1 protein-coding gene is annotated in these 13664 nt (G+C 63.5%); it reads right to left on the bottom strand.

From position 1 onward, the window contains the following. Positions 1–115: 115 nt before the first annotated feature. Positions 116–13543, bottom strand: coding sequence for a VCBS domain-containing protein (locus GGD66_RS28805; protein ID WP_183259725.1), 13428 nt, complete (start codon positions 13541–13543; stop codon positions 116–118). Between the last annotated feature and the right edge of the window lie 121 nt (positions 13544–13664).

The raw sequence follows: 13664 nt of genomic DNA, 5'->3' as shown, positions 1-13664 counted from the left end.
GATCCACCGGATAGCCGGTGGCGGCGGTTTTTGCTTGGGCTCGCGCGCCGATTGCCGGACGGCGGCCCCGGAGACAGGCCGGCAGGCCAACGCCTTCTCCGAAGCCGGTTCCCTCTCAGCTCAACAGGAAGTTGCCGTTGTGCAGCGTGCCGCTCGCATTCTGCAGGCTCACATCCATATCACTCGTTCCGTCGCCATCGATATCGATCTGAAGATAGTCGTTACCCGGCCCGAAGTTCTGCAGATGAGCCGAGGCATGATTGCCGCCGAGCAACGCCGCATTCTCCACGTACTCGATGTGACCGCCGGCGACGCTGATGCCTGAGAACGTAAAGCTGTCATTGTCGGCATCGAAACTGTGAATGGTATCCGCGGCACCGGCGGCGGAATCCGCGGTGCTGACGAAGCGGAAGTTGTCATGGCCCGCACTGGCGAAGATCTCATCCGCACCCGCGCCGGCAGTGATCGTGGTGTTACCCGACGCATTGCCGATCGTGATCCTGTCGAAATTCGCGGCGGCATTGACGGTTTCGACATTGGTCACCGTGATGTCATAGACATTCGCGTTGAAGTTCAGAGTGTCGTCGCCGCCGCCGAGATCAATCGCGTTCGCCGGGCTGCCCTGCAACGTCAGAATGTCGTCCGACGAGCTCCCGTTGAGCAGATTCACGTTCCACAGATTGTCGAACGAATTGCTGCCTGCGGCGAGATTCAGGACGTTTGCCGTCCCTTCGCCGAGATTGACCGACACTCCGGACACGGTGTTCAGAAGCGTGACCATATCGTCCGACGGGTTGAGATTGCCGGTAAAATCACTGCCGTTGAGGTTTTCGACACCATTGATGCTGACCGAATTCACCCCATTGGCGAGCGACACCAGATCGTTTCCACCGCCCATGTCGATGACGATGCCGTCGACGGTATTCGTCAAGCTGACTGAATTATCGCCTGAATTGCCGTTGATGTGCTCGACGCCGAGCGCGGCGAATGCCGCGAAGTTTCCGTTGAGAACGATCGTATCCTCGCCATCGCCGAGGCCGACCGCGACGCCGTTGGCCGCGGCGATCGCACCGGTCACGGTCAAGGTATCGTCGCTCGCGGTTCCGTGCACGTGGTTGACGTCGTAGATGTTCACGAACGAGTTCGCGCCGGCTGCGAGATTCATCGTATTGTCGCCGTTGCCGAGGCTGATGTTCAGGCCCGTGACAATCGTCGACAGGGTGAGCACGTCGTTGACGCCGGGCGCCACACCGAAATCGGACCCGCCGACTCCCTCGACACCGATCAGGCTGAGCGTGTTGGCGCCGCCCGCGAGATTGAGCTGATCATTGCCGCCGCCGAGATCGACGACCAGTCCGTTGGCGGTCGTCGTGAGGTTGACGAACTCGTCATTGCCGCTGCCGACAAGGTTTTCGACACCCGAGAGATTGAGCGTGTAACCGTTACCGAAGATGCCGTTGAGCAGGACGGTATCTCCCGTCCCGGCTCCCAGATTGAGCCCGTGTCCAAAGATATTGGCTCCGACGCGAAGATAATCGTCTCCAGCCGTCCCGATCACGGGTGCCGTGTTAGAGAACTGTTGCGTCGAGAGGTCGATCGGACTGCCCGAAGCTCCCGACGACAGCAGCACGATGGCGTCGCTAAACTGCAGCGCTTCGACGTTGGTCAGGGTGTCGGTGCCGTCGCGGTTCGCAACATTGTCTTGAACCTGGACCGTCCCAGCCGTCGTGACGGTGTATTGCGATTGCGTACCCGAGAAGATCACCATGTCGGAGCCGGCGCCGCCGTCGATCGTATCGTTGCCGCCCTGGCCGGTGATGCCGTCATTGCCGCCGCCAGCGTTGATCGTGTCGCCACTGCCGCCGCCGAAGAAGAACTCGTTATTCGAGCCGCCGACGAGCGTGTCGGCCTGATTCGAACCCTGGACGCTGTTGACGCCTCCCGTGATGAAGTCTGCGCCGGCCGCACCGCTCACAAGTCCCGTCGAAAGATCGACGGAAACTCCGCCCCCGCTCGCCTGAGAATACGAGACCCGCGTATTGCCGTTGCCGGTGATGGTGTCGTTACCGAGCAGGCCTTCGAACAGGTTGAAGGTGCCGAACGATCCGGCCGAAGTCACGCCGGTGAATCCGGTGGCATTATAGGTGTCGTTCAGGTTGCTGCCGGTCGCGCTGTTGACGCCCACATAGGTATCGGTGCCGATGGAGCCGCCGCCGGTCGCAGTTCCCGCCTGCAGGTTAACCGTCACCGCATCGGTCGCGCTGGAATAGATGATGCGGGTGTTGCCATTGCCGGTGATCGTATCGTTGCCGGCCAGACCTTCGAACTGGTTGAAGTTGCCGTTGTTGCCGACGTTGTTGGTTGCAGCGTTCTGGAAACCAACGGCGCCGAAATTCGTGGCCGTGAAGACGTCGTTGAACGTGGTGCCCTGGGCACCCTCGATTCGGCGGAACGTATCATTGCCGATCGAACCGTCACCGGTCGCTGTGCCTGCCGTGAAGTCGATGGTGACCGGGCCGGTGGAGAAGTAGATGTTATTATAGCTGATGACATCGAAGCCACCGCGGCCGTCGATGAAGTCGTCACCGGCAAGTCCGGTGAAGGTCTCCGTGGCCGTGGTGATATCGCTGCCGCTGATGGTGTCGTTGAACATCGAGGCCATCACGGCGTTGACGCCGCTGAACGTATCGTTGCCCGTGGATAAGTCACCGCTTGCAGTACCTGCCAGCAGATCGACCGTCACCGCGCCGGTGGCGTTGGTGAATGCAACGCGCGTGTTGCCGTTCCCGGTGATGTTGTCATTACCTCCCATGCCGATGAATTCGTTGAAGGTCAGGTTGGAACCGGCATTTTGGCTGCCCCCGCTGAAGCCAACGGCGTTGAAGACGTCGGCAACGTTCGAGCCGCGCACGGACTCGACCGATCGCAGCGTGTCGGTGCCGACCGTCGCGGCGTCACCTGTCACGGTTCCCGAGGCCAACTGAACGTTGATCCCACCCATTGCGGCCGGGTCGAGCGCGTAGTCCGCCCGATCGAAGCCAGCCCGGCCGTCGATGAAGTCATCGCCGGCGCGGCCTTCGAAGATTTCCACGGTTCCGGCGCCGTTGGTGCTGCCGAGCAGTTGGTCGCCAAACCCAGAGCCGACAACTCCCCCGAAGCCCGAGCCCACCAGGGTATCGGTACCGACCGAAGCATCTCCCGTCGCCGAATGGGCCGCCAAATCGACGGTCACGCCGCCCGTTGCGTTGGCATACGAGATGCGCGTCAGGAGCGCACCCAGGCTGTTCATCGCGCCCGTGATGCTGTCGTTCCCGCCGCGGCCTTCGAACTCGTTGAAGCCCACATTGGTCCCGGCAATACCGCTATCGCCCGCAAAGCCAGTCGCGTTGAACGTGTCGGCATAGTCGCTGCCCACAATCCCCTCAACGTTCACCAGCGTGTCAGTGCCGACCCCTGGACCTGTCACCGAGCCTGCCGCAAGATTTGCGGTAATGCCGCCCGTTGCCGCGACATAGTCGGCGCGGTCGAAGCCGAGGCCGCCGTCGAGCAGATCATTACCATCGAGGCCCTTCAGCCGGTCGTTGCCGCCGAGGCCGCTCAGGCTGTCGGCATAGGCGGTACCGACCAGTGTATTTGCACCGGCGTCACCGGTGAGATGCACGCCCTGCCCCAGGATGAAGTCGGCAGCCGTGAGGTTCGACAGCGTCACGTTCAGCAGCGTGAGGGTGTCGCCATTGCCGAAGTTGATGACCGTGTTCGGCCCCTGTTGGGTGGCAAGCGCCTGAACGTCGGCAAGGGTCGAGACACCAGGGATCCCCGTGAGGTCGATCTTGTCGGCGTCCGTCTGCAGGAAGTCGCCGATGGTGTCGGCGCCGCCGCCGGCAGCGTAGACAAAGGTGTCTGCACCGATGCCGCCGTTCAGGCCGTCGTTGCCGGCACCGCCGCTGAGCAGATCGTTGCCGCCGTTGCCGAACAGCTGGTCGTTGCCGCCAGAACCGGTGATTGTGTCGTTGAAGTTCGAGCCCGCAGCGCTGGTCACCCCTCCGATGATGGTGTCATGACCCACCGAACTATCGCCGTCCACAGTACCGCTTGCGAGGTTGACGATCACGCCGCCGGTCGCGTTGGCGAACAGCAGCTGCGTGCTGCCGTTGCCGGTGATGAGGTCGTTGCCGGCGAGGCCCTGGAAGGAATTGAAGCCGATGAAGCCGGTCGCGTCGTAAGTGTCGGCGAAATTGCTGCCATAGACGCTGTTGACGCCCGTGAAGGTGTCGTGCCCGACCGACACGTCGCCCGCGACCGAGCCAGCGTTCAGGCCGACGGTGATGCCGCCGGTGGCGTTGGTGTAGAGCACTCGTGTATTGCCGTTGCCGGTGATGGCATCATCGCCGCCCAGGCCTTCGAACTGATTGAAGCCGCCGTTGTTGCCGATATTGAGCGCACCGGCCTGACCATAGCCCGTCGCCACATAGGCGTCGGCGTAGCCCGTGCCCTGAATGCCCTCGATCGACCGCAGCGTATCGGTTCCGATCGACCCATCGCCGCTCGCCGTGCCAGCCGCCATGTCGACGGTGACGCCACCCGTGAGCGTGCTGAGGCTGTTGTAGATCGCGGTGTCGAAGCCGGCGCGGCCGTCGATGTAGTCGTCGCCGCCAAGACCGGTGAAGTTGTTGTTGAAGCTGCTGCCCAGCAGCGTGTCGGCGAAGGTCGAGCCCTGCACCGCATTGACGCCGGTGAAGCTGTCGGTGCCCTCGGTCGCACCCGTGGCGCTGCCGGCGACCGTGACCGCATTCGTGGTCCCGACTGTGCTGGTCTCGAGGTCGACGCTGACGCTGGAGGCCGCGATCTGGTAGTTCAGGCGGGTGGAGCCGTTGCCGATGATGGTGTCGTTGCCGCCGGCGCCGGCGAAGTCGTTGAAGGCGCCGGAGGAGCCGACATTGGTCGCCCCGGCCTGACCGAATCCGGTCGCGTCGAACGTGTCGTCGAAATTGGTGCCGCGGGCGGCCTCGACGTTGCGGATCGTATCGGTGCCGACGGTCGCATCGCCGTTCACGGTGCCCGCGGCGAGGTGAACATAGATGCCCGAGGTGGTCGTCGTATCCGAATTGTAGGTGACCTGATCGTAGCCGCCGCGGCCGTCGATATAGTCGTCGCCGCCGCGACCTTCATAAGTCTCGTAGGTGAAGGCCGCATTGTCGCTGCCGTAGAACGTGTCGTTGGAGGCCGAGCCCCAGATCGTCGAGACGTTGGAGAAGGTGTCGTGGCCCACCGAAGCGTCGCCATCGGCGGTCCCCGCTCCGATGTCGACCGTGACCGCGCTGGTCGCGCTCAGATAGGACAGTCGCGTCACTGCCTGCCCCAGGGTGTTGAGATCGCCGACGACGCTATCGTCGCCGCCGCGCCCTTCAAACTCGCTCTGGCCGGCGGCTACGCCGGGCAGACCGGTCGAGCCGTTAAACCCGGCCGCGTTGAACGTGTCGGCATAGTTGCTGCCGAGGATGCCCTCGACATTCGCCAGCATGTCTGTTCCGACGCCGGGTCCCGAGACGGTGCCGGCCGCAAGATTGGCGGTGATGCCTCCCGTTGCATCACCGTAATCGGCGCGGTCAAAGCCTACGCCGCCGTCGAGCTGGTCGTTGCCGCCGAGCCCTTGCAGGACGTCGTTGCCGCCGAGGCCGCTCAAATTGTCGGCATAGACCGTGCCGACCAGCGTGTTCGGATTGGCATCGCCGATCAGGTGAACGCCTGGCGCGAAGATGAAATCCGCCGCAGTCAGGTTCGCCAAAATCACGTTCTGCAGCGTCAGGCTGTCGCCATTGCCGAAATTGATGAACGTGTTCGGTCCCTGCTGCGAGGCGATCGCCTGCACGTCAGCGAGGTTGTAGATGCCTGCGCCCGAAAGGTCGATCTTGTCGGCTTGCGCATGCGAGAAGTCGCCGATGAAATCGGCGCCGCCGCCGCTCACATAAACAAACGTGTCAGCGCCGCCGTTGCCGACCAGATTGTCGGCGCCGCTGCTGCCCTTCAGCGTATCGTTGAAGTTCGATCCGGACAGGCCGATCACGCCACCGGTGATGGTGTCATGCCCGACGGAGGCATCTCCATTGACGGTGCCGCTGGCGAGATCGACAACAACGCCGCCAGTCGCGTTGGCGAACAGCAGCTGCGTGCTGCCGTTGCCGGTGATGAGGTCGTTGCCGGCAAGACCTTGGAAGGAATTGAATCCGAAGAAGCCGGTCGCGTCGTAAGTGTCGGCGAAATTGCTGCCATAGACGCTATTGACGCCCGTGAAGGTGTCTTGCCCGACCGACACGTCACCCGTGACCGAGCCAGCGTTCAGGCTGACGGTGACGCCGCCGGTGGCATTGGTGTAGAGCAGCCGTGTGTTGCCGTTACCGGTGACCTGGTCATCGCCGCCGAGGCCCTCGAACTGGTTGAAGGTACCGTTGTTGCCGACATTGAGCGCACCGGCCTGGCCATAGCCGGTCGCCACATAGGTGTCGGCGTAGCCCGTGCCCTGAATGCCCTCGATCGAACGCAGCGTATCGGTTCCAATCGACGCGTCGCCGGTCGCCGTGCCCGCCGCCATGTCGACGCTCACACCACCCGTGACCGTGCTGAGGCTGTTGTAAATCGCGGTGTCGAAGCCGGCGCGGCCGTCGATGTAGTCGTCACCGCCAAGACCGGTGAAGTTGTTGTTGAAGCTGCTTCCGAGCAGCGTATCGGAGAAGGTCGAGCCCTGCACCGCATTGACGCCGGTGAAGGTGTCGGTGCCCTCGGTCGCACCCGTGGCGCTGCCGGCAACCGTGACCGCATTCGTGGTCCCGACGACGCTGGTCTCGAGGTCGACGCTGACGCTGGAGGCTGCGATCTGGTAATTCAGGCGGGTGGAGCCGTTGCCGATGATGGTGTCGTTGCCGCCGGCGCCGGCGAAGTCGTTGAAGGCGCCGGAGGAACCGACATTGGTCGCCCCGGCCTGACCGAACCCGGTCGCATCGAACGTGTCGTCGAAATTGGTGCCGCGGGCGGCCTCGACGTTGCGGATCGTATCGGTGCCGACCGTCGCATCGCCGTTCACGGTGCCCGCGGCGAGGTGAACATAAATGCCTGAGGTAGTCGTCGTATCCGAATTGTAGGTGACCTGATCGTAGCCGCCGCGGCCGTCGATATAGTCGTCGCCGCCGCGACCTTCATAAGTCTCGTAGGTGAAGGCCGCATTGTCGCTGCCATAGAACGTGTCGTTGGAGGCCGAGCCCCAGATCGTCGAGACGTTGGAGAAGGTGTCGTGGCCGACCGAGGCATCGCCATCGGCGGTCCCGGCCCCGATGTCGACGGTGACCGCGCTGGATGCGCTCAGATAGGACAGTCGCGTTACCGCCTGCCCGAGGGCGTTGAGATCGCCGATAACGGTATCATCGCCGCCGCGGCCTTCGAACTCGCTCTGGCCGGCGGCTACGCCGGGCAGACCGGTTGAGCCGGTAAACCCGGCCGCGTTGAACGTGTCGGCATAGTTGCTGCCGACCACGCCTTCGATGTTGACCAGCGTGTCCGTCCCGACGGCGGGTCCCGAGACGGTGCCGGCCGCGAGGTTGGCGGCGATGCCGCCGGTCGCATCGGTATAGATGGCGCGGTCGAAGCCGGAGCCGCCGTCCAGGAGATCGCTGCCGCCGAGGCCCTGGAGGCGGTCGTTGCCGCCGAGACCGCTGATGGATTCGGCATTGGCGCTGCCGACGAGGTCGTTGGCGTTGTCGTCGCCGACGATCGGCGCGGCCGGCGTGCCGAACAGGAAATCGCTCGCCGTCAAGCTGTTCAGATCGACGTTCTGAAGCGTGAGGCCGTCGTTCGAATTGAACGTGATGACCGTGTTGGGACCGTTCTGCACCGCATGCGCTTGCAGATCGGAGAGACTAAAGATGCCGTAGACGCCGGTCAGATCGAGCTTGTCCTGGCCATGGACGAAATCCTGGATGAAGTCGAAGCCGCCGCCGCTCGAATAGACGAAAGTGTCCACACCGGCGCCGCCACTGAGGAAGTCGTTGCCGGATCGACCATCCAGGGTGTCGTTGCCGTTGCTGCCGGAGAGGCCATCGTTGCTGGCGCTGCCGACGATGGTGTCGTTGAAGTTGGACCCCAGAACGTTGAACACGCCACCGGTGATGATGTCGTGGCCGACCGAGCCGTCGCCATCGGCCGTGCCCGCGGTGAGGTTGATGCTCACACCGCCGGTCGCGTTGCCATACTGGATCTGGGTATTGCCATTGCCGGAGATGGTGTCGTTTCCGGCATTGCCCTGGAATGTGTTGAAGTTCGCGTTGGCGCCGGTGAAACCCGTTGCGTCGTAAACGTCATCAAGACTGCTGCCCACGGCGCTGTTGACGCCGGTGAACGTGTCGTGACCGGTCGAGCCGTCACCGGTGGCGGTGCCACCCGCGAGATTGACGGTCACCCCGCCGGTCGCGTTGGCGAAAATCAGGCGCGTGTTGCCGTTACCGGTGATGACGTCGTCACCACTCAGCCCTTCGAACTGGTTGAAGGTCCCGTTGTTGCCGATATTGGCCCCACTCGCGCCGTAACCGGTCGCATCGTAGATGTCGTCAAAGTTGGTGCCCTGAATGCCCTCGATCGAACGAAGTGTATCGATGCCGTTCGATGCATCGCCGGTGACGATGCCGGCCGCCATGTCGACGGTGATGCTTCCCGTGATGAAGAAGATGTTGTTGTAGGACGAGACGTCGAAGCCGCCGCGACCGTCGATATAATCGTTGCCGGCAAGGCCGGTGAATGTGTCGTTGGTCGCCCCGCCCAGCAGCGTGTCGTCGAACATCGATGCCTGAACGGCGTTGACGCCGCTGAATTGGTCGGTTCCGACGGATGAATCGCCGGTGGCAAAGCCAGTGACGAAGTCGACCTGGACGCCAGCCGTCGCGTTGTTGAAACCGAGCCGCGTGAAGCCGTTGCCGGTGACGATGTCGTCACCGCCATTGCCGGTGAACTCATTGAACGTCCCGTTCGAGCCGGCATTGACGCTGCCCGAGCCGAAACCGGTGGCATTGTAGGTATCGGCGAAGTTGGTGCCGCGGATTGCCTCGATCCCGCGCAACGTGTCCGTTCCGATGGTGGAATCGCCGGTGACAGATCCGGCGGCGAGATTGACCGCAATTCCCGTCGTGGTGTTCGAATCGACATTGTAGTCGACGCGGTCATAGCCACCGCGGCCGTCGATGTAGTCGTTGCCCGCAAAGCCCGAATACACCTCCGCGGTGAACATCGGATTGTTGCTGCCCAAAATGGTGTCGTTATAGGCGGAGCCCCAGACGCCGTTGAAGCCGGACCCGACGAGCGTGTCGTGACCGACCGATGCATCACCCTGTGCATAGCCGGCGGCAATATCCACCGTCACCGCGCCGGTGGCGCTGACATAGGAGACGCGCGTCAGCTCGGCACCCTGGCTGTTGGTGTTGCTGATGATGGTGTCGTCGCCGCCTTTGCCTTCGAACTCGTTGTAGCCGACGGGGCTACCCGGGACATGGGCGTCGCCGGTGAAGCCCGCCGCGTTGAACGTATCGGCAAAGTCGCTGCCGATGGCAGCTTCGATGTTGACGAGGGTATCTGTTCCCACGCCCGCGCCGGACGCCGTTCCGGCCGCGAGGTTGATCGTGACGCCGCCGGTTGCGTCGGTATAGACGGCGCGGTCGAAGCCCGGGCCACCGTCGAGGATGTCGTCACCCGAGCCGCCGCCGAGATAGTCCTTGCCGGCGCCGCCAAAGAGGATGTCGTTTCCGTCACCAGCGCTGATGCGATCGTTGCCATCCTGGCCGTCAATCAGATCGTTGCCTGCTCCGCCCGAAAGCAGGTCATCGCCGAGCGAGCCGAACAGGGCATTCCCGACCGGGGTCAGGACGGCACTCTGGACCTGCTGGTCGAGATTCTCGACATAGAGCGTCGTGAGCTCAGTTACCGAATCCGGGTCGGAGAAATTCGTCGCAGCCAATTGCTCGGCAGCCGCGCCTTGAGCGACCTGGCCGGCCTGCGCCAGCTCGGTGACGCTCGTGGCCCCCTGAATGCTGTCGTTCGCGGCAGCAACGACCTCGATAACCGTCGCGGCGGCCGCCGCGTCGACGCCGGAGGACGTGACGACGCTCTGAACCGTTTCCGAAGACGCCAGATCGAAGACGGGCGCGCCGGGCCCGCTCAGGGAGGCCGTAATGGCGCCTGCAATGGCTGTAATGACCGCGCCCGTCTCCACGCCGACGGCCGACACCTGGGCGACCGTGCTTTGGACCTGGATAGCCGCCGCAAGCACCGCCGTTGCCGTCGGATCGCCATTCACCGCAGCGGGCACGGGATCGTACGACAGCAGGTCAATGGGGTTGGCGGGATCAGAGGCGAGATCGACGTTGAACGCGGCCGCAATGGCGTTGATGGCTTGGTCCACCGTCAGCGGGTGCTCGTCGTTTGCCGTGCTATCGACCAGCGCAACGATCAATGTCGTCAGCGGAGTGATGACGGTGGAGCCCTCCGGCGCCCTCAGCACACCAGCGACCTGCAACCCCGTCGAGATATCGACGCCTCCGATACTCACGAGCGGACCGGAGCCGCCCGCCAGCGTAAAGCTGCCGTCAGCCCGCGTCGTCGTATACGCCTCGCCTGCGTCGAGTATTCCGTTGTTGTTGGCGTCAGCAAATACGGTCGCCCCGCCGATATAGCCGTCGATATCCAGCGCGTTGATCTCGTTGGCACCGGACGTCACGGTCAGCGCGAGCTCGGCTGAGCTCACCGCCTGATGAATGCCGTCGTCGGAGATGGCGGTGACCTGCAGCGTGAACGGATCAGCGCTGCCGACGGCGTGGTTCGGGATCAGAACGACGTTCTGAATGGAGTCGCCCGTCACGAGCCAGACGCCGTCCCCGATCGCTGCGCCGTTCTGGACCGTAAAGCTCGACGGAACCCCCTCGATCTTCACCGACAAGGTGCTGCTCTGGTCGACCTTATCGGCGGAAATGTGAAGCGTGATGTTTCCGTCGGCGGCGCCCGATGAGTCCTGAACGCTCAGATTCGGCGCGTCCTCCGCGCCATGGATATCGAAGCTGATGTTCTTTGTCGTGCCGTCGACCGACGTGACCGTGAAAGTCTCCGTCCTGGTGTCGTTGGCGCCGAGATACTGAATAGCGGCGTTGTCGACCGAATAGGTGTAGTGGCCGTCGGCCTGCAGCGTCACCGTGCCGAGGTTGCTTGGTGCCGTGATCTCGCCAGCCTGGAACGCGGCCTGATTCTGGTCGGCGTCGAGGATGGACAGCTGCCCGGACGCCGTCAGTTGGCCGTCCTCGGTGACGTCGTGATCGCCAACATTGCCGATGGTCGCGCCGTCGTCCTCGCCGTGGATTGTGAACGTGACATCCTTGGAGGTGCCGTCCTGAGAGGTGACCCTGAACGTATCGATCTTGGTTTCGCCGGCTCCGAGATATTGCGCGGCGTTGTTGGCGACGGTGTAGGTGTAGCTGCCGTTGGCCGAGAGGTTCAGCGTGCCGAGATTGCCCGGCCCTGTGAGCACGCCGGCCTGGAACGAGGACTGGCCCGCGTCCGGGTCGCTGACCGAGATGCTGCCCACGGCGGTCAGATTCCCGGCGTTGTTCGCCGCAAGGTCTTCCGTCACATCGGCAATGGTGGGATCGCCGATCGTCGCCGCGTGATTGCCGCCGGCCGGGCCGTGAACGGTGAAGCTGATCTGCTTGGTGGTGCCATCGACAGCGGTCACGGTGAAGGTGTCGACCTTGACGGTACCGGCCGCCAGATTATGCGCAGCGCTTTCGGCCACGACGTAGACATAGCTGCCGTCGCCCGACAGCAGCAGGAAGCCGAGATTGCCGGCAGCGGAGCCAACGGCCGGCTTGAACGCCGCTTCGCCCTGATCAACGTCCGTGATTCCGATGCTGCCGGATGCGGTGAGCACGAGCGCGGACGGATTGTCGTAGACATCGTGAATCGTGGGTGTGCCGATCACCGCCGCGTCATTGACGCCCTTGATGACGAACGAGATTTGCTTGGCCGTGCCGTCGAACGACTTGACGGTGAAGGTTTCGACCTTGGTGTCGCCCGCACCGAGATATTGCACGGCGCTGTTGGCGACCGAATAGCTGTAGGTGCCGTTGGCATTCAGCGTCAACGCGCCCAGATTGCCCTGCCCAGTGATCACGCCGGCCTGGAACGTGGACTGGTTCTGGTCGGCATCCGAGATCGAGATCATGCCTGACACCGACAGCGTCGGCGTGCTCGCGTCCTCGGTGACGGTGGTGAAGGCGGGCGCGCCGATCACGGCGGCATCGTTGGTGCCGTGAACCGTGAAGGAGACCTGCTTGGCCGTGCCGTCCAGCGCGCTGATCGTGAACGTCTCGACCCTGGTCTCGCCGGCGCCGAGATATTGAACGGCGCTGTTGGCGATCGAATAGGTGTAGCCGCCGTCGGCTTTCAGGGACAGCGTGCCGAAATTGCCCACCGCGGATACCACGGTGGTCTTGAACGCCGATTCGCCTTGATCGACGTCGGAGATCGCGATCGTCCCGCTGAGCTTCAGGGTCGGATTGCGGGAATCCTCGGTGACATCGGCAGCCGAAGGCGTGCCGATGATTGCGGCATCGTTGGCGCCCTGGATCGTGACGGTCGCCGTCGCTGTCGATGTCAGGCCGGCGCTGTTGGTTACGGTGTAGGTGAAGCTCTCGCTCGCGGACTGGCCGGCGCGCAGCGACTGGAACGCCGAACCCGGCGTATAAGCGATGCTGTGGCCGTCGGCGGCGATGCTGACCGTCCCCAAAATTCCCTGCGTGTTGACGGAGGTGACGCGCAGCGTCCCGCCCGCGGGGTTGGTGTCGTTGGCGAGCACGTTGATCGCGGTGGCGCCGGCATCCTCGCCGATCGTGACCGAATCGGCATTGGCGACCGGCTTCTGCACGAGCGAAACCTGGAAGACGGCGTCGTTGTAGTCGGCGTCGCCCGGCGCGGTGTAGGTGCCGTTGGACCTGCGCGTCGCGGCGGAGTCCTCCCAGGCGATGGTGCCGGTTGCGCCGTCGGCGGTGTCGCCGGCGAGCTTGGCTGCCGTCTGCTGGCTGCCCATGACCGATGAGGCATAATCGATGCCGCCTGCGTTCTTGGAGGTCTCGGTGAACAACGCATTGGCGCCGGCGCCCCTGAGCAGGTCGGGCTTGCCGGCAACGTAAATGACGTTGCCGTTGGCATCGACATCGGCGACCGCCCAGGTGCCGTCCGAGAGCTTGATGACCTTGATGGCGCCGGAGAGATCGTCGGCATCGTTGCGGCCCAGCGCCGCACCGTCCGGAATGAGGAAGAACTGGATCTTGCCAAGATCGGCGGTGTTCACCGCGAAGTCGACATAGGAGACACCGGGGGTGAGGGCGCCAGCCCCTTGCGAATCCGCATTTGCGAACAGAATTCCGCCGAGCCCTGTTGAGCTGTTGTACCAACCAAAGGTGTTGCGATAGGCCGCGGACTCCGAGACAAAACTGGCGCGCAAAATCGTCTGGTCGCTCATGGCGAGCCCCCCTTTAACGTTCTGATGCTCAAAAGTTCGCCGTCAGCCCAACGGCGCGAGTTGGAAATGAAATGGTCTTGTTATGATTGTATCGGGTATCGGTTCGACGAGGCGCCGTTGC

It is taken from the genome of Bradyrhizobium sp. CIR48 (assembly GCF_014198315.1).
Lineage (GTDB): Bacteria > Pseudomonadota > Alphaproteobacteria > Rhizobiales > Xanthobacteraceae > Bradyrhizobium.
Note: the sequence above shows the minus strand (reverse complement) of the source record. Positions and strands in the feature narration are given on the sequence as shown.